Here is a 23,069-nt window from a genome sequence, read left to right as displayed (position 1 = left end):
GATGGCCGGGGTCCTCGCGGGATTCGCGGTCATCTGGATCATCATCCTGGTGGGGGCCGTCGTCTCCCGCGCGGGGATCCTGGGCGATGCCGACCAGCGCTCCCTGAGCGCCTTCTCCTTCTGGGTGGCCTCCCCCTGCCTGCTGTTCCTGACGGTCTCCGGGGCGGACGCCTCCCAGATCTTCTCCGCCCCGCTGCTCGTGGCCCTGGTCTCCGCCTGGGCCACCGCCTCGTTGTGGTGGGGCTTCGCCTTCGCACGGCGCGCCCTGCGGCGGCGGGATCAGCGGGATCGGGCCGCGCAGAGCCTCCCCTCGGCCGACGACGACGGCAGCTCCGTCGAGCGCCGCGGCGCCCAGGGCGGACGCGCACGGCTGGGCTCCGTGATCATGTCCGGACAGTCCGCCTCGATGGTCAACTCCGCCAACCTGGGCATCCCGCTGACGACCTTCGTGCTCGGCGATGCCTCGGCCGTCGTGCCCGTGATCCTGTTCCAGCTGGCGATCTACACGCCCATCTACCTGGCCCTCATGGACATCGCAGTGCTCGGGCGCCGCCCGAACCCGCTGTCGCTGCTGCGCTCCGTGGCCACGAATCCCATGATCCTGGGCTCGCTGCTCGGCGTGGTCTTCTCGGCCACCGGCTGGCAGCTGCCGACCGTGGCCCACCAGCCGATCGAGCTGATCTCCGGGGCGGCCATCCCGTGCATGCTCGCGGCGTTCGGGATGTCGCTGGTCTCCCACCGCCCGCTGCAGGGCACTCGCGCCCACCGCCAGGAGGTCGCGCTGCTCTCCGCGCTGAAGCTGATCGCCCAGCCCGTCCTGGCCTGGCTGTTCGGCCTCGCCCTGGGCTTGGACCCCGCCATGCTCTACGGCGTGGTCCTGATGGCGGCGCTGCCGACGGCGCAGAACGTCTATGTGGCGGCCGTGCGCTATCGCAGCGCTGAGGCCGTGACCCGCGACGTCGTGCTCGTGACCTCCGTGGCCGCCATGGGGACCATGGCCGTCGTGGCCCTGCTGCTCGCCTGAGCCGCCCCCGTTCACCTGCCGTTGCGCGACTTCCGGGGACTCGCCCAGATGATTGTGTGCCAATTCACATCTGGGAGTATTCTGGGCCGTGGAGGTGCCTGCCGTGTCCACGGTGCGCCTCGCACGAATCGAGCACACGGAGGAACCTCGTGAGAGCAGAGCACCATCGGCGACGGCTGCGCACCGCAGCGCTCGCCTCGATCGGAGCACTGATGCTGGCGGGCTGCGCATCGGATGATGGCGGTCCCACCGAGCTGACGTGGTACATCAACCCGGACAACGGGGGGCAGGCCACGATCGCCGAGCAGTGCTCCGCGGACTCGGGCGGGAAGTACACCATCACCACCTCGCTGCTGCCGCGCGATGCCGCCACGCAGCGCGAGCAGCTGGCCCGCCGCCTGGCGGCCGGCGACAGGTCCATGGACATCATGTCCCTGGACCCGCCCTTCATCCCCGAGCTGGCCGAGCCGGGCTTCCTGGCCGCACCGCCGCAGGAGCTCGTGGAGACAGCTACGCAGGACACCCTCGAGGGCGCCCAGGCCGGTGCGCAGTGGGACGGCGAGTACGTCTCCATCCCGTTCTGGGCCAACACGCAGCTGCTGTGGTACCGCAAGTCCGTGGCCGAGGCCGCCGGGCTGGACATGACCCAGCCCGTGACGTGGGAGCAGATCATCACGGCCGCGAAGGACCAGGACAAGTACCTGGGAGTGCAGGGCGTGCAGGGCGAGTCCATGACCGTGTGGGTCAACAGCCTCGTGGAGTCCGCCGGCGGCTCGATCGTGGAGGGCGACCCCGCCTCGGTCGACACCCTGGAGCTCGCGCTCGATTCCGAGGCCGGGGGCAAGGCCGCAGGCATCGTCGGGACGATCGGCGAGGAGGGACTGGGCGGTCCGGGCATCGACACCCAGGACGAGAACGCCGCCATGGAGCAGTTCCGCGGCGAGAAGGGCTCGTTCATGGTCAACTGGCCGTTCGTCTACTCCGCCACCCAGGGCGCTGTCGCGGAGGGCTCGGTCGAGCAGTCCGTGATGGACGACATCGCCTGGACCACCTGGCCCCGCGTGGACGCGGACACCCCGTCGGCTCCCCCGCTGGGCGGCATCAACCTGGGCGTGGGCGCCAGCTCCGAGAACCAGGACCTGGCATGGGAGGCCATCGAGTGCATCTCGGACCCGGCCAACCAGGCGAAGTACATGGTCTCCGACGGCAACCCCGCCGCCGCCTCCTCTGCCTACGAGGACAAGGCCGTGCAGGAGGCCTACCCCATGTACGAGGCCATCCGCGAGTCCCTGGACAGCGCCGCCCCGCGCCCGCAGACCCCGTACTACAACGAGATCTCCTCCGGCATCCAGCAGGAGTGGACCCCGATCCATGAGGTCAACGAGAACACCCCGGCGAACTCGCAGGAGTTCATCGACTCCGTCCTGAAGGGAGAGTCGCTGCTGTGAGCACCTCGACTCAGGGCCGCCGACGGCCCGCCTCCGCCCCGGTCTCCGACCGGCTGAAGTCCGAGCGCCGCCTCGGCTGGCTGCTGGCCGGACCGGCCTTCGCGGTCATGCTGCTGGTGACCATGTACCCCATCATCCAGGCGCTGTTCGACTCGCTGTTCTCCTACCGCCTCACGGCCCCGGATGACCGCGAGTTCATCGGCCTCCAGAACTACTGGACGGTCCTCACGGACGGTGTGTTCTGGAAGGACCTGTGGGTCACGTTGCTCATCACGGTCGTGACCGTCGCCGTGGAGCTCGTGCTCGGCTTCGCGCTGGCGCTGGTCATGCACTCGGCGATCAAGCAGCTGCGCGGCCTGCTGCGCACCGTGATCCTGGTGCCCTACGGCATCATCACGGTCGTGTCGGCCTTCGCCTGGTTCTACGCCTTCGACATCAACACCGGCTACGTGAACTCGTGGTTCGCCTGGCTGCCGGTCATCGGCCCGGACTTCAACTGGTTCGGCCAGGGCTGGTCCGCGCTGCTGGTGATCATGGCCTCCGAGATCTGGAAGACCACACCGTTCATCTCCCTGCTGCTGCTCTCGGGCCTGGCGCAGGTGCCGAACGAGCTCGGCGAGGCCGCCAAGGTCGACGGCGCCGGCTGGTGGGAGCGCATGGTCAAGGTGACCATCCCCTCCATGAAGGCCGCCATCATGGTCGCGGTCGTCTTCCGCGCCCTGGATGCCTTCCGCATCTTCGACAACATCTACATCATGACCAACGGCCAGTACGGGACCGAGTCGCTGTCGCTGCTGGCCTACCGCACCTCGATCACCCGTCTGGAGATCGGCCTCGGCTCGGCGATCTCCGTGATCCTGTTCATCTGCGTCCTGCTGATCGCCGTCGTGGCCATCAAGGGCTTCAAGGTGGATCTCACCGGAAGGAAGGGCTGATCCCATGACCAGCAAGCAGAAGCTCGGCTGGGCGGTCATCACCGTCCTCGTCCTCGTGTGGTGCCTCTTCCCGGTGCTCTCGATCCTCATGAACTCCTTCAAGTCCGCCTCGGACCTGACCTCGGGCGGGTTCATCCCCACCCAGTTCACGTGGGAGAACTACGAGATGATCTTCGTGGGCTCGGCCCAGGACCTCTTCGTCCCGGCGCTGCGCAACTCGATCGGCATCACGCTGATCGCCACGGCGATCGCCGTGGTGCTGGCGACCCTGTGCGCCTACGCCATCGCCCGCCTGGACTTCCGCGGCAAGTCCCTGATCCTCACGACCTCGCTCATGGTCTCCATGTTCCCCGTCGTGTCGATCGTGACCCCGCTGTTCAACATGTGGCGCCAGATCGGGCTCTACGACACCTGGCTGGGCCTGATCCTGCCGTACCTGTCGCTGACCCTGCCGATCTCCATCTGGACGCTGGCGGCCTACTTCCAGCAGATCCCGTGGGATCTGGACTCCGCGGCCCAGGTCGACGGCGCCACCACCCTGCAGTCCTTCCGCAAGGTGATCGTGCCCATGGTGACCCCGGGCATCTTCACGACCGCGATCATCGCGTTCTTCATCGCCTGGAACGACTTCGTGTTCGGCATCGGCCTGACCTCGACCTCGGCGGCCCGCCCCGTGCCGGCCGCACTGGGCTTCTTCACCGGCGCCTCGCAGTTCGAGGACCCCGCCGGCGCCATCTCCGCCGCCGCGATCGTGGTCACCATCCCGGTGGTCCTGCTGGTGCTGCTGTTCCAGCGCCAGATCGTCTCCGGCCTCACCCAGGGCGCCGTCAAGGGCTGACGCCCGGTACGGACCCGAAACCACACTTCCTCCCCACGAGAGGCGCACAGCACCATGGCATCCATCACCATCGACAATCTCATCAAGAAGTACGACGACGGCTTCCCCGCCATCAAGGGCGTCAGCATCGACGTCGCCGACGGCGAGTTCCTGATCCTCGTCGGCCCGTCCGGCTGCGGAAAGTCCACCCTCCTGCGCATGGTCGTGGGTCTGGAGGACATCACCGACGGCGAGCTGCGGATCGACGGGACCCGCGTCAACGAGAAGCAGCCACGAGAGCGCAACCTCTCGATGGTCTTCCAGAACTACGCCCTGTACCCGTTCCTGACCGTGTACGAGAACATCGCGTTCCCGCTGCGCCTGGCCAAGGGCTCGGACAAGCTCTCCGAGGACCAGATCGACGCCAAGGTCCGCGAGGCCTCGCGCCTGCTGGATCTCGACGATCACCTGGAGCGCAAGCCCGGCAACCTGTCCGGCGGTCAGCGCCAGCGCGTGGCCATGGGCCGCGCGATCGTGCGCGAGGCCGACGCCTTCCTGTTCGACGAGCCGCTGTCCAACCTGGACGCCAAGCTGCGCGGGCAGATGCGCACCGAGATCGCGCAGCTGCAGCGCCGTCTGGGCATCACCTCGCTGTACGTGACCCACGATCAGACCGAGGCCATGACCCTGGGCGATCGCGTGGCCGTGCTGAAGAAGGGCGAGCTGCAGCAGATCGCCTCTCCGCGCGAGCTCTACGAGCAGCCCGTCAACCTGTTCGTGGCCGGGTTCATCGGCGCCCCGTCGATGAACTTCCTGCCGGCCCATCGCAACGGCGACGTCTTCGTGACGCCGCTGGGCGAGATCCCGGTCCCGGCCCATGCCCAGGGCCGTCTGGACTCGGCCGGCGAGCTGCTCGTGCTGGGCGTGCGCCCGGAGCACTTCGCGGATGCCCGCGACGTCGCCGACACCCCGTGGTCGGCCAAGGGCGCCACGTTCGACGCCGAGCTCTCGCACACGGAGTGGCTGGGCAACCAGCAGTACGGCTACGTGCAGTTCGAGCAGGACCGGGACGTCAAGGACAAGCTCGACGAGCTCGCCCGCGACCTGGACGCCGATGAGATGCCCGCCCAGGTGGTCGTCGAGCTGCCCGCCAGCTCTCGCGTGCGCGGCGGCTCGCAGGCCAAGCTGTGGCTGAACACCTCCAAGATGCACGTGTTCGACCCGCAGACCGGCGAGAACCTCACCCGCGACGAGGAGGCCGGCGCCGAGCTGACCCGCGAGGCCAACGAGGAGCGCAAGGCCGACATCGCGCGGATGCGCGACCATCAGGCCTGACCCGCCTCCTGCCTGACGACAGCGGCCGGGCCTCCCCTCACGGGAGGACCGGCCGCTGTCGTCGTGCCGGGTCGCAGGGTGGCCGTCCGCCTGACTCCCGCATGGCGATCCGGCGGGGCCGGCGGCTCAGCCCTGGTTCCAGGCCATCCACACCAGCAGCAGGACCGCGGCGATCGCCGCCAGACCCGTGAGCAGGGGACGCAGCCACGGGAAGCGCATCAAGGGGCCCACGAGCCGCGGCCAGGTCTTCGCCATGTGCGCTGGGCTGGCCTGGGCGAAGCGCTCCGTCTTCACCCCCAGGTGCTCCACGAGGCGGTCGATGGACTTCCGGTCCCAGATCGTCCCATCCATGCGGAACAGGCGCCGCCCCGCGTCGTCGGCCGCCCACAGGTAGGGCCGAGCGACGCCGCGGCGGCGCTTGGTCCCGTCGGAGCCGGTGCGCGCCGGGCGGCGCAGGGAGTCCACGACCACCAGCCGCTCGATCTTCGACCGCTCCATCGTGTGGAAGCCGATCGTGCGCGAGCCGAGCACATGGGTGGGCGTGATCGCCACGGTCACGGGCCGCAGCCAGCGCCACGCGCTGACGGCGCAGCCGATGATGACGATGACCAGCACGATGATCCCCATGGGCGCCGGCCGCCGCACCCCCAGCACGGCAAGGCACAGGAGCCCGAGCACGACCGCGGGCAGGCAGGCCAGCAGACGCCGGCCCATCGAGCCGATGCGAGGGTGCAGAACCCGCTCGGCGGTGCCGTACTTCGCGGGGATCTGGCGGATGGACTCGGCCATGGAGTGCGGCTCCTTCGAAGCGCGGGCGGTGTCGTCGACTAGCGTAAGGAGGATGGATCAGAACACGGCGGTGCGCAGGGCGATCGGCATGTGGCTGGTCCTTCTCGTGCTCGCCATGGCTGCCGCGTGGATCACGATCTCGCTGGTCAACAAGTACATGTACGGCCCGGAGACGGACGTCCGTGCCTACTTCGAGAGCCTCCAGGACGGCGACGGCGCCCGCGCCCTGGGCCTGCTCAATGCGCAGGTCGATCCCGACGACGATGCCGTCCTGCTCGACGGCGAGCCGCTGGCCGCGGCCACCGAGGCGCTCGAGGACCTCGAGATCTCGACCGTCTCCCAGGACTCGGAGGAGGCCGTGGTGCGCGCCGACTTCACCCTGGACGGTCAGCCGCATGCCTCCGAGTACCGCCTGGTGCCCGTGGACACCCAGTGGGGCTTCTTCACGGTGTGGGGCTTCGAGGAATCCGAGCTCCCCTCGGTCACCGTGTCCATGCCCGGGGCCACCAGCGCCGATCTCAACGGAGCCTCGGCGGCGCTGCCGGAGTCCGAGCAGCGCTTCGCAGCCTTCCCGCCCGGTGTCTACTCGGCCTCCTACGCCTCGCGCTGGGTCGACACCGATCCTGCCTCGGTCGTCCTGACGGACGAGGCCCAGACCGAGACCATCGCGCTGGAGGCCACCCCGTCGGAGGCTCTGGAGACCGAGATCTCCGAGCAGATCGCCGCTGACCTGAGCACCTGCACCGAGCAGTCCAGCCTGTACCCGACCGACTGCCCGTTCTCCTACGACTTCGACGGCCGAGTGGACGGCGACGTCACCTGGAGCATCACCAAGCAGCCCGAGCCGCCGGTGACGATCGGCGTGGACGGCGGCAAGGACTGGGCCCTGGGCTCGGCGAAGGGCATGGCCGAGGTCTCGTTCACCTCCGTGGACCTGTTCGACGGCACCACCGAGGAGGTCACCGAGTCGGTGCCCTTCACCTACCAGGCCGATCTGGCCGTCAGCGACGACAGCGTGAAGGTCACCCGCCGCTGAGCCCCTCGCACCTGCTGCCCGCATGCGCTTCCGCGCCGCGCATGCGGCATCCAGGCACACAGGCGCGGGAGGCCGGGTGGGAGGGGTCAGGCGTTCAGACCGCGCAGATCCAGCACCAGGGAGTCCTCGGCGCCCTCGGCGACCGTGAACGGGATCCCCCAGTCCTGCTGGTACAGGTGGCAGGCGGCGTGGTCCGGGATCTCGCCGCCGGGCTCGCCGTCGCAGGCGGCCGCGCGGGCGGTGATGTGCAGGACGCCCTCGGTGACGCCATCGGCGAGCGTGATCTCGCGCTTGAGGCCCTGGGCGGCGCCGCCGCCGTCGACCAGCGCCTCGGCCGGGGAGACCGACAGCTTCAGCTGCGTGGGATCTCCCCAGCGGTCGTCGAGCTTCTGGCCGCTGGGGGCGGCGAAGCGGACGTCGATCGTCATGGTGCCGCCGGCGATCGGGGTGCGGCTGCGCTGGGAGACGGAGGCGCCCTCGTCGACCTGCAGCAGCTTCTCCGGAACGGGCAGGCGCACCAGGCGGTGCCGGTTGGTCTCCACCACGATCAGCTCGGGGGTCTCCCCCGAGGGGTCGACCAGCAGGTCCGACGGCTCGTCGAAGTCGCGCTCGAGCGTGGAGAGCTGTCCCTCGACGGGATCCCAGCGCCGGATGGCGCCGTTGTAGGTGTCGGCCACGGCGATCGAGCCGTCGGGCAGCACCGCGACGCCGAGCGGGTGCTGCAGGCGCGCCTGGGTCGAGTCGCCGTCGCGGAAGCCGAAGTCGTAGAGGCCGAGCCCCGCGGCCGTGGCCACGCCCGAGAGGGCGCCGTCCGCCACCGCGATGGAGCGCAGCGCCGAGGACTCGGAATCCGCCGCCCAGATCGTGCCGTCCGGGGCCTCGACCAGCCCCGACGTCTGCGCGAACCAGGACTGCGAGGGATCCCCGTCGACCAGGCCCTCGTCGCCGGTGCCCGCCGCCACGGCCAGCTCGCCGGTGCGCGGATCGAAGGTGAAGATCTGATGCGTGCCGGACATGGCCACCACCAGGGTGTCGGCGGCCGTGGACCACACGGTGTCCCACGGCGAGGACAGCGCGACGTCCCGCGGGTCGGCTTCAGGATCGATGTGATCGGCGTCCACGCCCTTGGCCCGCTCCGAATCCAGCAGGCGCTGCACGCCGCTGCCCGCCAGGGTCGTGACCTCGCCGTCGGACAGGCGCACGCCGCGCAGGCGGTGGTTCACGGTGTCGGCCACGATCACGTCATAGCCCACCTGCTCGCGGACGCCCTGCGGCAGCAGCGCGAGCCCGCGCGGCTCGTTGAAGTGCGCCTCTTCGGGGCCGCCGTCGGCGTGGCCGCGGGTGCCGTCGCCGATCACGGAGCGCACGGTCTGCAGGTCGGCGGCCATGCGGACCAGGCGGTGGTGGCCGGTGTCGGCCACCAGCACGGAGCCGTCCTCGAGGGCCACGGCCTTCTCCGGGAAGCGGAGGTCGCCGTCGGTGATCTCCGGGGGGACGTAGGGACCGTCGCCGCGGTGCAGCGTGCCGGCCGCCTCGTGCTGCTCCACGAGCTGCTCGACGAGCGAGACGATCCCCTGGACGTGGCCCTCCCCCGAGAGGTGGGCCACGATGTAGCCCTCGGGATCCACGACCACCAGGGTCGGCCAGGCGCGCGCGGTGTACGCGTCCCAGGTGCCGAGCTCGGGGTCATCGAGCACCGGGTGGTGGATCTCGTAGCGGTCCACCGCCGAGGCCAGGGCCTCGGGATCGGCCTCGTGCTCGAACTTGGGCGAGTGCACGCCGACCGTCACCAGGACGTCGGAGAAGCGCTCCTCCAGCGGACGCAGCTCATCCAGCACGTGCAGGCAGTTGATGCAGCAGAACGACCAGAAGTCCAGGATGACGATCTTGCCGCGCAGCTTCTGCCAGTCGAGCTGCTCGCCGCCGGTGTTCAGCCAGCTGCGGCCTGTCAGGGCGGATGCTCGGACGCGGGACTGCGCGCTCATCTGGGGTCCTCTTCCTCGTGCTCGTCTCGTGCGGGGCCCGATCGCTCGGTCCTGCCCCGTCGTGACAACCCCCGGCGGGCGCCGGGGTATTCCGTCCGGCTCAGCGGCGCTCGCGCTCGGCCAGCGACTGCATCATCTCGTTGTAGGCCTCGAGCTCGGCATCGCCGGTGCGATCCGCCTCGCGATCCACCCGGCGGTTCTCGCGCTTGCCGTCCATGGCCCACTGAATGGCCACGACGACGGCCAGGATGGCCGTGGGCAGCTCGCCGATGCCCCACATCAGGGCTCCGCCCGTCTGCTGGTCCTCGATCGCCGAGGCTCCCCAGGGGCGGCCCATGTTGCCGAACCAGGAGGCCTCCAGCAGCGTGTCCATGCCCATGATGGTGACGCCCACGAACGCGTGGTAGACCATCGTGGCGATCAGCAGGACCAGTCGCATGAAGTGCGGCGGCCGGTACGGGATGGGGTCCTGGCCCACGAGCACCAGGGCGAACATGTACCCGGTGAACAGGAAGTGGGCCATCATGAACTCGTGGCCCACGTGGTAGCGCAGCGTGACCGACAGCAGGTCCGTGAAGTAGAAGATCACGATCGAGGCCGCGAAGTTCACCGAGGCGAAGATCGGATGCGTGACGACCTTGCCCCAGGTGGAGTGGACCAGGCGCAGGATCCACTCGCGCGGTCCGCGAGTGCCGTCCTGGCGCGGCTCCAGGGCCCGCAGGAGCAGGGTGACGGGCGAGCCCAGGACCAGGAACACCGGGATGATCATGGTCAGCGACATGTGCTCGACCATGTGCGCGGAGAACAGCACCCGCGCGTAGATGGCCAGACCGCCGGACGTCGCGTACATCAGCAGGGCCAGGCCCGCGAACCAGGACACTGCGCGCAGGGGCGACCAGCGCCCGCCGGTGCGCGCGAGCTTCCACAGGGCCCAGGCGTAGGACAGGCCCAGCACGGCGATGACCGCGACCCACAGCCAGTCGAAGCGCCACATGGTGACCAGGCCCTCGGGCGTCGGCGCCGGCGGCAGCTCGTAGAACGTGAGGATGCGCGCCGGGGAGGCGTTGTCGGAGAGCTCCTCGGGCACCGGCGGCGCCGAGTTGCCGAGTGCTACAGCGACGCCGATCAGCGCGCCCATGAGCACGAGCTCGCCCAGGATGACCTGCCACACGGCTCGGCGCCCCGAGACCTTCCCCTCCTCGAGCGCGGGGATCACTGCGCGGCGGTGCATGAGACCGGCCACGCCCAGCAGCAGGGTCAGCAGGAGCTTGAGCAGTGCCAGGACCCCGTAGTCGCTAGTGAGCTGCTCCCAGGTGCCGATGCGCACCCCGGCGTTGATGATCCCGGAGGCCAGCACGAGGACATAGCAGCACAGCGCCAGGGTCGAGAAGCGATGCAGGACCACGGCGATGGTGGGGACGCTTCGGCCTCGGGCGGCCTGCCCGGACTCGGCGCCGCGGCGCCCGCGCGTGCCGATCGGCAGTGCCGTAGTGGTGGTGTCCGCGGCCAGCTGCGGCGAGATCCACGCCAGAGCGGCGAGGCCGCCGGCCCACAGGCAGACGCCGAGCAGGTGCAGACCCAGGGAGTTGACCGCGCCCATGTGATCGTCGCCGCCGGCGCTGTGGCCGTTGAGGGCCATGGTCACGATCGCGAGGCAGCCGACCGCCATGGCCGCGGCCAGTCCCAGCCGGGAGCGCAGGCCGAAGAGCAGGGTCGTGGTCACGGCGGCGACGATCGTGCCCACGGCGATCGCCTGCCCCGTGGGGATCTCGGTCGCGAAGCTCACGAGCTGGCGCGTGTAGTCCGAGCTGGCGGACAGCTGCACCCCGGAGACATCGGCATAGGTCAGGATCAGCACCGCGACCGAGGCCACGGTCCACACGATCGACGACGCCCCGGCCAGAGCGACGGTGCGCGCGAACAGCGGGGACTCGGGCTCCTGCTCCCCCGCGCGGGCCCGAGGCGAGCGGCCCCGCCCCGAGCGCTGCCGGTGCGGGAGCACCGACACGGCCAGCAGCACGGACCCGAGCGCGACGATCATGCCCGTGTCCCGCAGCGCCTCGGCGATCGGCAGACCCCAGCGCACTGCGGCTCCCGGATCGGCGACCTCCTGCGGGGCGGAGGCGCCCGAGAAGGCCAGGGCGCCCAGAAGCGACAGCAGCACCACCACGATCACCCCTGCGATCCACCAGGGCGAGAGGCCGTGGACGACCCCGGGCCCGGTGGAGGGCGAGGATCCGCCTCCGAGGGCGGGGCCTCGCCCCGACCGCCGCTGCTGCGCGGTCCCGGTCGAGTTCGCCGTGCTGCTCATGCTGTCCTCCCGGCCGGCGCCGTCTGCGCCGCGGCCTGTGCTGCTGGGCGCGCCGTCGCGGCGCACCTCCATCCATCTGCTGCCGGCCGACCGGGGCCCGCGTTCGGGGCCTCCGCCGGACAGCGCTGTCCCGAGGGTCTCACCACAGCTGCTCCCCCACGAATCCGCCCGGCTCGCAGGCCGGCGGGATCGCGAACACCGAGGACCCGGTCGGCACCGTCCAGGTGTTGAGCATGTCGAGCTCGTCCAGGCGCTGCTGGATCGGGAGGAACTGCTGGGCCGGATCCGACTGATACGACGCGAACAGCAGACCGGAGTCGCTGACCCCGCCCTCCGTCTCGTCGGGTCGGGAGAACCCGGAGGCCCCGCTGACGGGCATGTCGTAGTTGTAGACCCGTCGGTGGATGCGCACCCGCTCATCGGGGTGCCGCGCCCGGCGCATGTGCGAGTAGTCCGAGATCACGGGGAACCCCACGGGGGTCGTGGCCTCGAAGTCGGGCTCGTCGTGCTCGTGCTCACCGGTCAGGGGCGCCCCGGTGTCCAAGGTGCGTCCCACGGCGTCCTCGCGCCCGATGCGGTCGACCTCGTCCCAGGTGTCCAGGTTCATGTGGATCCGGCGCAGCACCAGGGAGGTGCCGTTCTGGATCCAGGGCTCGAACGCGTCCTCGCCCTGGCCCCACACGATCCTCTCGTGCTCGGGCGTGCCTGCGGCGGTGTCGACGGTGCCGTCGACCTGCCCGAACAGGTTGCGCGGCGTGGTGCCCGCGGGTTCGGCTCCGGCGGCGGTGCGGAACCCGTCCTGCACCCAGCGCACCTGCCCGAAGCTTCGGACGTCCTTGAGCAGCACGCGCTGAGCGTGCGCCAGGGTCAGCGGGTCCTCGCAGCACAGCTGCAGCAGCAGGTCGCCGTCGCTCCAGCGCGGCTGCAGCTGATCGATCGAGAACTCCGGCAGCGGGGCCAGCCACGACGGGGCGGCCGCCGGGGCCAGGATCCGCATCAGCCCCGACCCGAAGCCGAAGGTCACCGTGAGCCTCGACGGGTTCAGCGCCAGCTCGGGCTCCTGGTCGCCGATCGGGGCCTGGCCCTCGGTCAGCTCGGCGGCGTCCTGGGTGAGCACGACGAGCATGCGGCGCAGGTCCTCGCGCGTGGTGCCCTCGGTCAGATCGATGCCCAGGAAGGCCGCGAAGCCCTGCGCGGGGGTGTCGATGCCGGCCTGGCGCTCGCCGTGGAAGTCCTCGGCGATGTCGCCGATGAACGCGGGCTGAGCCTCTTCCGCCTGAGCGTTCGAGCCTCCCGAGCGCGTCGGCTCGGACAGCCTGGAGGCGCCCAGACCGACAGCGCCCAGGCCAGCCGCAGCGGCAGCTCCCACGGCGCCGCCTGCGCCGAACAGCCCGCGCCGGGACAGGCCCCGCGCGGGACGGGACTCGCCCTGAGGCGCCCCGGCCGCAGCCCAGGGCGGCTGCGCTGAGCCGCCCTGGGCCTCGACCGGGCCCTGCTGCGCGCCGCGGGAGCGCGCAGCAGGATCGGGACGGCGCTGTGTCACGCAGCCTCCTCGCACATGGGCAGCGCCTCCGAGGAGGAGTCCTCCATCCCCGCCATGTCACCGTGATCCATGCCCTCCATGCTCTCGTCGGCATGTTCCGGGCTCTCACCGGCGGTGGGCTCCTCGCCCGGTGCGTACTCCTCCTTGGCACCGGCGTAGTCGCGCACGGGCAGCCGGAGGCTCTGCTCCTGACCGCCCTCGAACTGCAGCTGCACGCTCACCTCGGTGCCGGCCATGGGGGCGCACTGCAGATCCATGAGCATGATGTGCTGCCCACCCGGTTCGAGGGTCACGGTCTCCCCCGGCTCGATCACGATCGGGTCCTCCAGCGCCTGCATCTTGGTGGCCCCGGTCTCCGGATCCGCGACGGTCTCGTGCAGCTCGACCTCGCCCGCGATGCCGTCGGCAGAGGCTCCGGTCAGGGTGACGGCGGTGTCGCCGTCGTTGCGCAGCTGCCCGAAGGCGGCGGTCATCCCGCTATCGGCCGCCTTGATCCAGGGCTGCTCGACGCTCAGCTGATCGCCGCCCTGCGCCTCGGCGCTGCTCGAGGCGCTGCTGGAGGCCGAGTCGCCGTCCAGGGCGTCCTGTCCCACGGCGCAGCCGGACAGCAGGAGCAGGCCGCCCACGGCGGACGCAGCGGGCAGAAGGCGCCGCCGCGCGGCTGCCTGCGCGCTCATCGCCCCATCCTCCGCATCATCACGACGGCCGCAGCGACGGCACCCAGCACGACGACGCCGCCGCCGATCAGCAGCCACAGGGCTGTGCCGGAGGACGACTCGTCCCCGGTGTCGGACGAAGGCTGGTCGTCGTCCTGCCCCTCGGTCGGGGCGTCGTCCGCGTCCGAAGAGGCCGGCTCCGGGGCCTGCGCCGCGCCGGAGGCCCCGGCGGACGACGACCCCGCGGCCGGCTCCCCGCCTGCGGGCTCCTGCGAGGCGCTGGCCTCCCCGCCCTCGACCGTGTAGTCGTAGGCGCCCTCGATCGGGTGCCCGTCGGAGGAGACCACCCGCCACACGACGGAGTACTCGCCCGGCTCGTCCGCCTGATCCGACAGGGGCTGGGTGACCGTCGTGCCCTGGATCTCGGGCTCGCCGTCCGTCACGTCCGAGCCGTCGGGCCCGCTGACGCGGATATCGAGGCCGATGTCCTGCGGGGCCGCTGAGAACGTCAGATCGATCCCCTGGGGAGCCTCAGCGCTCGAGGCCCCGCTCTCGGGGCTCGAGCCGGTGAGGCTGTCGTGCGCCAGCGCCGGTGCCGGCATGGCGATCAGCGCGGCAGCGGCCAATCCGGCCCCCGCGCTCATGGTGTGCTTGCTGATGGACATGGAGTTCCTCCTCCGCCGCGCCTCGGACATGCCCTTCAGGGAATGGAGGGGCGGCGATGATGCTGTGATGGAGCCGATCCGGTGCCGGTGCTGGCCCGCTCGGCGTGGAGCTGCGCATCTCGCCATCGTCCGCAGGCAGAAGCCGCTGGACCCGTGAGGGGCCGCGACGTCCACGGGCCGACGCGCCGGTGCGGTCTCAGGCGCACTCCGGAGCGCGCGGCTCGACGTGGAGCGCGGAGGATCAGATGGCGAGCATCCGCACGGGCGGACCCCGGTAGCGCAGTGCGGCCAGGATCACCTGGGCGAGACGCGGCACGGCCGAGCCCATCGGTGCGCAGCGCCATGCGGATGCGGCGATGACGAGCGGGTCCCCGATCCGCGAGATCAGTGCTCGAGCACGGATCAGCAGCGTGGCCGCGGCCCGCAGGGCGAGCTTCTCGCCGTGGCGCAGCACCAGCACGGTCACGATCCCGGCCGCAGCGTGCAGGACGGGCATGAGCCATGCGGCGCTCGAGGAGCTGACTCCGAGCGCCTCGAGCGCCGCGTGGTCGTGGACCATGGCTCCGGTGGCGCTCAGGACCAGCTCCGGGCCGTCGGAGGCGGCACCCAGGTGCCCGGCGTGCGAGGTGTGATCGACGGCTGCGGACATGCTCCCGGACACGGAGAACAGTCCGTGGAACAGCAGCTGCGACACGGCGACGGACAGCGTCAGCCCCAGCCCGGGCAGCCGCAGTCCGGCCAGGAGCATGCACACCGGCGCCGACAGCGCGAGGCACAGGGCCACGAGCAGCGGCGACGGCCACGGGCCTCCGGCGGCGGTGTGGGCCAGGGCGGCTGCACCCGTGGCCACCGCGGCCGCGGTCCAGCCGCGCAGCAGTCGGAGGGAGCGCGCGGTGATCACGGCGAGCGTCCCTCCTTCGGGCCTCCGGGCGGCGATGCGGACTTCCGGGCGGCGGGGCCTCGACCGCCCGGGCAGATGCCCCACAGTATGCCGCGCGCCGCGTCCGCCCCGCGAATCCGCGGGGGCCGGTTGCCGGGCCATGACGCGGAGCACCGCCTGGTCCGAAAACGCCTCAGGGCGGCTCCCCCGAGGGGGAGCCGCCCTGAGGCGCTCGGGCCGGGCAGCAGTCCTGCTGCTCAGCCGCGCGGCATCACTTGGAGGAGGCCGCAGCCTTCAGCTTGGAGCCGGCCGAGAGCTTCACCGAGTGGCCCTCGGGGATCTCGATGGACTCGCCGGTCTGCGGGTTGCGTCCGGTGCGCGCCTTGCGGACGGTGCGCTCGACGGAGAACCAGCCCGGGATGGTGACCTTCTCGCCCTGAGCGACGGAGGTCTCGAGGACCTCGAAGAGGGCGTCCAGGACGCCGTTCACCTGCGCCTGGGTGGTGTCGGCCTTCTCGGCGATCTCGGCGACGATCTCGCTGCGGTTCTTAGCCATACTGCAGTCCTCCTGAAGATTGGGGTCTACTCAGTGGCATCTCATCGGGAGATGCCCGCCGAACGGGAAATTACCAGCTCGACTTGGTGATGCCCGGCAACTCGCCCTTGTGAGCCATGTCCCGGAAGCGCACACGGGAGATCCCGAACTTCTGGAAGGTGCCGCGCGGGCGGCCGTCGATCTGGTCGCGGTTGCGCACGCGGACCGGCGAAGCGTCGCGGGGAAGCTTCTGCAGGCCCAGACGAGCTGCCTCGCGAGCCTCGTCCGAGGCGTTCTCGTCGATCAGGGTCTTCTTGAGCTCCGCGCGCTTGTCGGCGTAGCGGGCGACGATGACCTTGCGCTGCTCGTTCTTGGCGATCTTGGACTTCTTGGCCATCTCAGCGCTCCTCGCGGAAATCGACGTGCTTGCGGGCGACCGGGTCGTACTTCTTCAGCACGATGCGATCCGGGTTGTTCCGACGGTTCTTGCGGGTCACGTAGGTGTACCCGGTGCCGGCGGTGGACTTCATCTTGATGATGGGACGGACGTCCTTATCCTTGGCCATATCAGAACTTCTCCCCTCGTGCCTGCATCTCGGCGACGACAGCATCGATGCCGCGGGCGTCGATGACGCGGATGCCCTTGGCGCTGAGGTTCAGCGTGATGTTGCGGCGCAGGGACGGGACCCAGTAGCGCTTCTTCTGGATGTTCGGGTCGAACCGGCGCTTGGTGCGGCGGTGCGAGTGCGAGATGGTGTGCCCGAAGCCCGGCTGAGCTCCGGTCACCTGGCAATACGCTGCCATTGTGCTCTCCTCCAAATGTCGACGAATGACGGCACGCTGTGGTGCGCGCTGATGCACGGATGCAACTGCGGCAGCGGCCAGGGCGTCCCGTCACCTGAGTACAGCCACCGTTCATGAACCCAGGGCCCGCACTCGGGCCCGGCACGGTGGGTAACCGTCAGGGGTCCGCCATGACGACGGTGAAGATCTTGGTGCCGGAAGGTGGACTCCACCACACGACAGCCTTAGATAGTAGGTTGACGCCGGGTTGCCCGCAACTTTCCGCATCCCCCGGTGAAGGAGGATGCCGCCCCTCCCCGGGTGCCGTCCGGAGCCTTGATCGGGCCCGAGACAGGGATGGGACGAGAGGCGAGTCTAGTCGACACGGCGCGGAAGACCAACCGGCAGGGGGTGGGATCACCCACACCCTGCCGCGCGGCTCAGCCTTCGACGGGGCTCACGGAGCCGGTGGTCCACGGCGCGGTGGGGGCGTCCGGGTCCATGGTCCGCGGCTGCGAGGGCGCGCCCTCGCGGTTCTGCCTGCGCATCCCGCGCCCGAGGGCCCGATTCATGACCGCGGACAGCGAGCGCACGCGCTCCGAGCCCTGGATCTCCTCGAGCAGCACGCGTCGGCCCTCGTCATCGGCCAGCGGGATGCGCCAGTTGGGGTGCTGCTCATCGGTCGTGCCGGGCTGGTTCTGCACGCGGCGCTCGCCCACGGCGTCGACGAGCTGGACACAGTGCAGCAGCGACGGCGCCAGTCCCAGGTAGGCGTGCAGTGCCTCGACGGTCTGCTGCTCACTCGCCTCCTCGGGCAGCAGGCCCTCGGCCCGGACGGCGTCGAGCCAGCGCTGCAGCGTCTGCTGAGCCTCGGCTCGCTCCTGCTCGACGGGCCGCTCGAGCAGTCCGAGCTCATCGCGCAGGTCCACCTGGACGCCCTGGAGGTAGCCGGCGGTCGGCGGGAAGTCGTGCGTGCCCACCGAGGCCATGGTCTCCACGCGGTAGTCGCGGGGGTCCTTGGGGCCGTCGCCCTCGGTCTCGAACCACAGCACCGAGGTGCCGAGCACGCCGCGGGCCGCCAGCTCCTCGCGCACCCAGGGCTCCACCGTGCCGAGGTCCTCGCCGACCACGACGACGCCCGCGCGCTGGGCCTCGAGCGCCAGGATGCCGAGCATGGCCTCGTGGTCGTAGTAGACATAGGCGCCCTCGGAGGCCCTGTTGCCCTCCGGGATCCACCACAGCCGGAACAGACCCATGATGTGGTCGATCCGGATGCCGCCCGCGTGGCGGAAGATCCCGCGCAGCATCTCCCGCCACGGGCGGTAGCCGGCCTCCGCCAGACGGAACGGATGCCACGGCGGCTGGCTCCAGTCCTGTCCCTGCTGGTTGTACATGTCGGCGGGAGCGCCCACGGAGACTCCCCGAGCCAGAGACCGGTTCAGCGACCAGGCATCGGCCCCGTCCTTGGACACTCCCACGGCCAGGTCATGCATCACGCCGATCGCCATGCCCGCCGAGTCCGCAGCGTGCTGGGCGCTGGCAAGCTGCTCGTCGAGCAGCCACTGCAGCCAGATGTGGAAGTGGACGCGGCCCTGCAGGCGCGTGCGGGCCTCGACGGCGTACGGCGAGTCCGGACCGGCGGCCTCGTCCTCCCACAGCGGCGAGTCCTTTCCGATCTCCTCTCGGATCGCGCACCACAGCGCGAAGTCCTGCAGCTGCTGCCCGCCCTCGGCGGCGAAGCGGCGCAGCTGCTGCTGGCGCTGTGCTGAGCGGCGGACGGTGTAGAGCAGCTCCAGCGCCTTCAGCTTGGCGGCGTAGACGGAGTCCCGCTCGACGTCGTCGACCTCGAGGATCCTGCGCCGCTGGATGGCATCCAGCGTCTGGACGACCTCGGCGTCGCCGGGACGGAGGTAGACGATCTCGGGGATGCCCGCGATGCGCAGATACAGCGGGTTGAAGAACCTCCGGGTCACCGGCAGGTAGGGCGAGGCCTCCAGCGGGGGCACCGGCTCGGAGGCGTGCAGGGGGTTGATCAGGATGTAGTCCGCGCCCTGCTCGCCGCCGATCGCGGCCAAGCCCGCGAGGTCGTTGAGATCGCCCACGCCCCAGGTCCGGTTCGAGGCCACGGAGTAGAGCTGCACGGCCCAGCCCCAGCGGCGCTTGTCCTGCAGCCGATCGGTGGTGGACAGGCGGGCGGGCGTCACCGCCAGCTCGACCTCGGTGGGCACCCCGTGATCGATCTCCGGGGCGCTGGCGCGCAGCTCGTACCACTCCGGGGCCAGATCGGAGGGGATGCGGTAGAGGATGCGATCGACCGGGCACCCGTCGATCTCCCGGGTGCTCAGGCTTCCGGGCACGGCCTCGAGGGGCCGGGTCCGCTCTCCCGCGAAGAGCTCCACGGTGGGCTCGCTGCCGGAGGGGACGTGCACGGGGAAGGAGTCGTCGCGGCCTTCGACGGCGATCACCACCGGCGGCAGGAGCCTGCGCCAGGGGGCGTCCAGGTGCTCCTGCAGGGAGTCCAGCGCGGCCCGCTCGGAGGAGACATCGAGATCCAGGGCCGTGAGCACCGAGCTCAGCGTGGCGTCCGGGACCTGCGCCTCCTGGCCGTCGAAGCCCTCGTAGCTGGTGCTCACGCCCAGCTGCTCGGCCAGGCGCCGCAGCGTCTGCCCGGACGGACTGCCGCCGGTGCTGGTGGGTCCTGTGGAAGTGCTCAAGCGCTCCTGGGGTTGATCCATGCCGCCATCGTATCGGTCGGCTCCATCGTCCCGACGAGTCGACCCTCACACCGCCGACGAGCCCTCGTCGCGCGCGGCGAGGGCTCGTCGGAGTCGGGTCAGCGGTTCCAGAGGCCGTAGGTCGCGGCGAGATCCGAGACCTTGCGGGCGCGGGCCAGGCGCGGCAGGTAGCTGCCGTCCATGGTCCCGGGCATGCCGGACTCGTGCTCGTGGAGCAGCTCGCGGGCCCAGGCGATCTCCTGCTCCGAGGGCGCCAGTCCGGAGTTGATCGCCTCGGTCTGAGCCGGATCCAGGGTCAGCTTGCCGGTCATGCCCATGGACTGGGTCACGCGGCAGGCCTCGTCGAGCTGCTCGCCGGAGGCGCCGGGGGTCGGGCCGTCGATCGGGCCGGGCAGACCGCCCACGCGGGAGGCCACCACCAGGGTCGAGCGGGCATGGGCCAGGGCCATGGGGTCGCCGGAGGCACCGGTGTCGCGGCGGAAATCGCCCACGCCGAAGGCCAGGCGGAAGACGCCCGGGGCCCGGGCGATGTCATTCGCGTTCACCAGGCCCAGCGCAGACTCGATGAGCGCGATGACCGGGGTGCCGGCCGGCATCATCATGGCGGTGCGCGTGATGTGATCGGACGACTCGGTCTTGGCCAGCATGATCCCGCGGAGGTTGCGCGCCCCGGACAGCGCATCCAGGTCCGCCTGCCAGTGCTCGGAGTGGATGTCGTTGATCCGCACCCACGCGCCCGCGCCCTGGTTCAGCGCCTCGACGACATCGGCCCGCCCCTGCTCCTTCTGCCCCTCGGGCAGGCCGTCCTCGATATCGAAGATGACGGAGTCGGCCTCCGAGGCCAGCGCCGGGACGAAGGCCGAGGGATCGCCGGCTCCGACCAGCAGCACGGAGCGGGAGAGCCGGGCCGGCAGAGCGGCGGCTCGCTGATTGCGGTACGGGGTCACGGAATCATCCTTCAGGGGAGTGGGGGCGGCCCGGCGGCGGGGGCGGGGCCTGCGCGGCAGCCGGGCGGGTCTCGACCCACCAGCGTACCGCCGTCGCCCCAGCCGGGCCGGTCCGCTGAGCGCAGGTCGCGCCGCGGGGTCGGCGCCCGGGCTCAGACCGCCAGGGGCGTGTGCGCCGGATCCACGCGCTCGTCGGGGCGCACGGGTCCGGGGGCGGTCCCGTCGCCGAACGGGCTGCCGCCCAGCGCCTCGCGGCCGTGGGGCTCGAGCCAGTTCTCCAGCGACGGCCCGACCGGAACGATCTGCGTGGGGTTCAGGTCCTCGTGGACGATGTAGTAGTGCTCCTTGATCTGCTGGAAGTCGACGGTGTCGCCGAATCCGGGGGTCGTGAACAGATCGCGGGCGTAGGCCCACAGGTTGGGCATCTCGGACAGCTTGTTGCGCGAGGCCTTGAAGTGGCCGTGGTAGACGGGATCGAAGCGCACCAGGGTCGTGAACAGGCGGACGTCCGCCTCCGTGATGTGATCGCCCATCAGGTAGCGCCGGTCCGCCAGCCGCTCCTCGAGCCAGTCCATGGCGGTCCACAGCCGGTCGTAGGCCTTCTCGTAGGCCTCCTGCGAGCCGGCGAAGCCCGCGCGGTACACCCCGTTGTTGACCTCGGTGTAGATCCGCTTCATGACCGCCCGCATCTCGTCCTCGAGCTCAGCCGGCCACAGGTCCGGGGCGCCCTCGCGATGATGAGCCGTCCACTGCTTGGCGAAGTCCTCCGTGATCTGCGGGAAGTCGTTGGTCACGACCGCACCGGTCTCGATGTCCACGATCGCCGGCACCGTGATGCCGCGGGGGTAGTCGGGGAATCGGGCGAAGTAGGCCTCCTGCAGCCGCTCGATGCCCAGCACCGGGTCCTTCCCGCCCTCGTCGAGGTCGAAGCGCCACGAGCGGACGTCGTGGGTGGGCCCCGGGAGCCCGACCGAGATGGCATCCTCGAGCCCGAGCAGGCGGCGCACGATCAGCGTGCGGTTGGCCCACGGGCAGGCGCGCGCGGCGACCAGGCGGTAGCGCCCCGCCTCGACCGGCCAGGCCTGCGCCCCCTCGTTCAGCCGCGCCGACGACGGGTCCGCCACGATCCGGTCCTCGATGTAGTTGGCGTCCCGGTCGAACTCCTCGCCCTGGTGCACGTAGGCGCCCTTGGTGCTGTGCTCGGTGCCTGCTGTCGTCAGCTCGCTCATGGCTCTCCTCCATCGTGGTGCGCTTGCGGCCCCGAGCCCCGCGCTGCGGCGGGGCCGGCGACCCGTTCCTGGTTTAGATGATACGTCACCAAAAGAGATCCGGCCAGTGCCCATGACCCGCCTCACGACCGAGGACGCTCGCGCATACCGTACGATCCCGCCAGACGTCCTGCCCCCCCCCACGGGCGGCGGGAACACCCCGACACCCCCACCGTCACCCGACCCGCTGCGCGCGGGCCAGAGGGAGAGCACCCCGTGAGCCAGAGACTTCGCGTCGACATCGTGCGGACGGAGGCGCAGCTGCAGGAGTTCATCGACCTGCCCTGGGAGCTGCACCCGGCCCACCTGCACATGCCGATCATGGAGGAGACGATCCGCAGCTGGTTCCACGGCTCCGCGGATCACCCGGGGCGCATCGACCTGGTCCTGGTCCGCGACCAGGAAGGGGCCGCGCGGGCTCGCTCGACCGTGCACACCCACGACGCCTTCGAGCAGCGTCTGGGCACGCCGACCCTGTTCTTCGGGGCCACCGAGTTCGCAGATCACGCCTGCCTCGAGACGCTGACCGCCTGGGCCGCCGAGCGCGGGCGGTCCATGGGCAAGCAGCAGCTGCTCGGCCCGGTGGCCCTGGACGGGCAGGAGCGCTGCGGCGTGATCACCAGCGGCTTCTCCCAGCCGACGTTCATGGACCAGCCCTGGAACCCGAGCCGCGTCCCGGACAGCTTCGAGGCCCTGGGCTTCGAGCGCTGGACCGAGGGCGCGACCTGGAGCGTGGACCTGACCCGCGCGCAGCTGCGCCGCCCCGAGGCGGCCGAGCTCGACGCCCGCGGCGTGGAGCTCGTGCAGCTGCGCCGCCGCGACGTGGACGGCATCCTGCCAGAGATCGCCGCGGCCGTGAACGAGGCCATGGGCCGCCAGCACTACTTCACACCCATGGACGAGCAGCAGTTCGCCGCCTCGGTCAAGGACCTGTCGATCATGCTGGATCTGGAGATCGTGGGACTGCTGCGCGATCGGGCCACCGGGCGGATCGCCTCGCACTTCATCTGCATCCCGAACATCTCGCCCGCGGTGCGCGAGGCGCGCGGCCGGATGCGCCTGTGGGACCAGGCCAAGCTGCTGGTGCGCAACCGGCGCTACCGCCGCGAGGCCCTGCTGCTGGTCCAGGGCACGCGCGCGGAGCACGAGGGCCAGGGCCTGCTGTCGATGCTCAGCCAGGAGGTCATGTCCCGCCTGCGCGAGAAGGGGTATCGCCGGCTGCTGGTGACCTTCATCGTGGAGGAGAACCGCGGCTCGTCGCGCCAGTTCGAGCGGGTGGGCGGGGCCCCGCTGCACGGCACCACCTTCTACCGAATGGATCTCACCGGGACCCGCGAGGCTCCGGTCGTATCCTGAAGACGGGTCAGATCCGCCGCA

Annotated in this window: 21 protein-coding genes; 7 read left to right on the top strand and 14 right to left on the bottom strand. The window is 70.8% G+C overall.

Annotation, left to right across the window (positions count from 1 at the left end):
* Position 1: 1 nt before the first annotated feature.
* From QSJ40_RS01575 to QSJ40_RS01555, 5 genes are all read left to right on the top strand, one after another.
* Positions 2-1,024 (top strand): AEC family transporter, encoded by a 1,023-nt coding sequence (locus tag QSJ40_RS01575; protein ID WP_285728404.1) that lies wholly within the window; start codon positions 2-4, stop codon positions 1,022-1,024.
* 149 nt (positions 1,025-1,173) lie between these two features.
* Positions 1,174-2,472 (top strand): extracellular solute-binding protein, encoded by a 1,299-nt coding sequence (locus tag QSJ40_RS01570; protein ID WP_285728403.1) that lies wholly within the window; start codon positions 1,174-1,176, stop codon positions 2,470-2,472.
* Entirely contained in the window at positions 2,469-3,407 is a 939-nt protein-coding gene (locus tag QSJ40_RS01565; RefSeq protein WP_024289787.1) for a carbohydrate ABC transporter permease, read from the top strand. Before QSJ40_RS01570 ends, QSJ40_RS01565 begins: the two co-directional genes overlap by 4 nt.
* 4 nt (positions 3,408-3,411) lie before the next feature.
* A complete protein-coding gene (locus QSJ40_RS01560) occupies positions 3,412-4,245 on the top strand; it encodes a carbohydrate ABC transporter permease (protein ID WP_006213862.1) in 834 nt (277 codons plus the stop codon).
* Positions 4,246-4,299: 54 nt separating this feature from the next.
* The gene (locus QSJ40_RS01555; protein WP_053447908.1) at positions 4,300-5,559 is read left to right on the top strand and encodes an ABC transporter ATP-binding protein; all 1,260 of its coding nucleotides are present in this window, start codon (positions 4,300-4,302) and stop codon (positions 5,557-5,559) included.
* A gap of 126 nt (positions 5,560-5,685) precedes the next feature.
* On the opposite strand, the gene QSJ40_RS01550 is transcribed toward QSJ40_RS01555, so the two are convergent.
* Positions 5,686-6,348: a hypothetical protein gene (locus QSJ40_RS01550; protein WP_285728402.1), complete on the bottom strand. Its 663-nt coding sequence runs from the start codon at positions 6,346-6,348 to the stop codon at positions 5,686-5,688.
* Positions 6,349-6,400: 52 nt separating this feature from the next.
* Between QSJ40_RS01550 and QSJ40_RS01545 the strand changes: the two genes are divergently transcribed.
* Entirely contained in the window at positions 6,401-7,384 is a 984-nt protein-coding gene (locus tag QSJ40_RS01545) for a hypothetical protein (protein WP_285728401.1), read from the top strand.
* Between the two features lie 86 nt (positions 7,385-7,470).
* On the opposite strand, the gene QSJ40_RS01540 is transcribed toward QSJ40_RS01545, so the two are convergent.
* From QSJ40_RS01540 to QSJ40_RS01480, 13 genes are all read right to left on the bottom strand, one after another.
* Complete coding sequence (locus QSJ40_RS01540) at positions 7,471-9,369, bottom strand: NHL domain-containing thioredoxin family protein (protein ID WP_285728400.1); 1,899 nt, start codon at positions 9,367-9,369, stop codon at positions 7,471-7,473.
* 100 nt (positions 9,370-9,469) lie between these two features.
* Positions 9,470-11,680: a bifunctional copper resistance protein CopD/cytochrome c oxidase assembly protein gene (locus QSJ40_RS01535; RefSeq protein WP_271403456.1), complete on the bottom strand. Its 2,211-nt coding sequence runs from the start codon at positions 11,678-11,680 to the stop codon at positions 9,470-9,472.
* A gap of 139 nt (positions 11,681-11,819) precedes the next feature.
* Complete coding sequence (locus QSJ40_RS01530; RefSeq protein WP_285728399.1) at positions 11,820-13,223, bottom strand: Dyp-type peroxidase; 1,404 nt, start codon at positions 13,221-13,223, stop codon at positions 11,820-11,822.
* Positions 13,220-13,900 (bottom strand): copper chaperone PCu(A)C, encoded by a 681-nt coding sequence (locus QSJ40_RS01525; RefSeq protein WP_285728398.1) that lies wholly within the window; start codon positions 13,898-13,900, stop codon positions 13,220-13,222. The genes QSJ40_RS01530 and QSJ40_RS01525 overlap by 4 nt, the downstream gene beginning before the upstream one ends.
* Entirely contained in the window at positions 13,897-14,544 is a 648-nt protein-coding gene (locus QSJ40_RS01520) for a copper resistance CopC family protein (RefSeq protein WP_285728397.1), read from the bottom strand. Before QSJ40_RS01520 ends, QSJ40_RS01525 begins: the two co-directional genes overlap by 4 nt.
* Before the next feature lie 241 nt (positions 14,545-14,785).
* On the bottom strand, positions 14,786-15,445 hold the full coding sequence (locus tag QSJ40_RS01515; protein WP_285728396.1) for a hypothetical protein: 660 nt from the start codon (positions 15,443-15,445) through the stop codon (positions 14,786-14,788).
* Positions 15,446-15,695: 250 nt separating this feature from the next.
* Positions 15,696-15,980 carry an HU family DNA-binding protein gene (locus tag QSJ40_RS01510; RefSeq protein WP_006213874.1) on the bottom strand — a complete coding sequence of 95 codons (285 nt, stop codon included), beginning with the start codon at positions 15,978-15,980 and terminating at the stop codon, positions 15,696-15,698.
* A gap of 70 nt (positions 15,981-16,050) precedes the next feature.
* Positions 16,051-16,356 carry a 30S ribosomal protein S14 gene (gene rpsN / locus QSJ40_RS01505; protein ID WP_053447915.1) on the bottom strand — a complete coding sequence of 102 codons (306 nt, stop codon included), beginning with the start codon at positions 16,354-16,356 and terminating at the stop codon, positions 16,051-16,053.
* Between the two features lies 1 nt (position 16,357).
* The gene (gene rpmG, locus QSJ40_RS01500) at positions 16,358-16,525 is read right to left on the bottom strand and encodes a 50S ribosomal protein L33 (protein WP_006213876.1); all 168 of its coding nucleotides are present in this window, start codon (positions 16,523-16,525) and stop codon (positions 16,358-16,360) included.
* 1 nt (position 16,526) lies between these two features.
* Positions 16,527-16,763 (bottom strand): 50S ribosomal protein L28, encoded by a 237-nt coding sequence (gene rpmB, locus QSJ40_RS01495; protein ID WP_006213877.1) that lies wholly within the window; start codon positions 16,761-16,763, stop codon positions 16,527-16,529.
* A 419-nt stretch (positions 16,764-17,182) separates the two neighbouring features.
* Positions 17,183-19,456, bottom strand: coding sequence for a 4-alpha-glucanotransferase (gene malQ / locus QSJ40_RS01490; RefSeq protein ID WP_321163956.1), 2,274 nt, complete (start codon positions 19,454-19,456; stop codon positions 17,183-17,185).
* A gap of 119 nt (positions 19,457-19,575) precedes the next feature.
* Complete coding sequence (locus QSJ40_RS01485) at positions 19,576-20,424, bottom strand: HpcH/HpaI aldolase/citrate lyase family protein (protein WP_006213879.1); 849 nt, start codon at positions 20,422-20,424, stop codon at positions 19,576-19,578.
* Positions 20,425-20,576: 152 nt separating this feature from the next.
* The gene (locus QSJ40_RS01480) at positions 20,577-21,653 is read right to left on the bottom strand and encodes a glutathione S-transferase family protein (protein WP_058870783.1); all 1,077 of its coding nucleotides are present in this window, start codon (positions 21,651-21,653) and stop codon (positions 20,577-20,579) included.
* A 255-nt stretch (positions 21,654-21,908) separates the two neighbouring features.
* Between QSJ40_RS01480 and QSJ40_RS01475 the strand changes: the two genes are divergently transcribed.
* Positions 21,909-23,048 carry a hypothetical protein gene (locus tag QSJ40_RS01475; RefSeq protein ID WP_268144407.1) on the top strand — a complete coding sequence of 380 codons (1,140 nt, stop codon included), beginning with the start codon at positions 21,909-21,911 and terminating at the stop codon, positions 23,046-23,048.
* Positions 23,049-23,069 lie beyond the last annotated feature (21 nt).

This window comes from Kocuria sp. NBRC 114282, from assembly GCF_030268385.1.
Lineage (GTDB): Bacteria > Actinomycetota > Actinomycetes > Actinomycetales > Micrococcaceae > Kocuria > Kocuria palustris.
This window is presented reverse-complemented; position numbering and strand designations above follow the sequence as displayed.

Coding starts and splice junctions, on each gene's coding strand:
- rpmG (WP_006213876.1), bottom strand. CDS start 16,525: ATGGCCAAGGATAAGGACGTCCGTCCCATCATCAAGATGAAGTCCACC.
- QSJ40_RS01525 (WP_285728398.1), bottom strand. CDS start 13,900: ATGAGCGCGCAGGCAGCCGCGCGGCGGCGCCTTCTGCCCGCTGCGTCC.
- QSJ40_RS01575 (WP_285728404.1), top strand. CDS start 2: ATGGCCGGGGTCCTCGCGGGATTCGCGGTCATCTGGATCATCATCCTG.
- QSJ40_RS01520 (WP_285728397.1), bottom strand. CDS start 14,544: ATGTCCATCAGCAAGCACACCATGAGCGCGGGGGCCGGATTGGCCGCT.
- QSJ40_RS01545 (WP_285728401.1), top strand. CDS start 6,401: ATGGATCAGAACACGGCGGTGCGCAGGGCGATCGGCATGTGGCTGGTC.
- QSJ40_RS01550 (WP_285728402.1), bottom strand. CDS start 6,348: ATGGCCGAGTCCATCCGCCAGATCCCCGCGAAGTACGGCACCGCCGAG.
- QSJ40_RS01480 (WP_058870783.1), bottom strand. CDS start 21,653: ATGAGCGAGCTGACGACAGCAGGCACCGAGCACAGCACCAAGGGCGCC.
- rpmB (WP_006213877.1), bottom strand. CDS start 16,763: ATGGCAGCGTATTGCCAGGTGACCGGAGCTCAGCCGGGCTTCGGGCAC.
- QSJ40_RS01540 (WP_285728400.1), bottom strand. CDS start 9,369: ATGAGCGCGCAGTCCCGCGTCCGAGCATCCGCCCTGACAGGCCGCAGC.
- rpsN (WP_053447915.1), bottom strand. CDS start 16,356: ATGGCCAAGAAGTCCAAGATCGCCAAGAACGAGCAGCGCAAGGTCATC.
- QSJ40_RS01560 (WP_006213862.1), top strand. CDS start 3,412: ATGACCAGCAAGCAGAAGCTCGGCTGGGCGGTCATCACCGTCCTCGTC.
- QSJ40_RS01535 (WP_271403456.1), bottom strand. CDS start 11,680: ATGAGCAGCACGGCGAACTCGACCGGGACCGCGCAGCAGCGGCGGTCG.
- QSJ40_RS01510 (WP_006213874.1), bottom strand. CDS start 15,980: ATGGCTAAGAACCGCAGCGAGATCGTCGCCGAGATCGCCGAGAAGGCC.
- QSJ40_RS01555 (WP_053447908.1), top strand. CDS start 4,300: ATGGCATCCATCACCATCGACAATCTCATCAAGAAGTACGACGACGGC.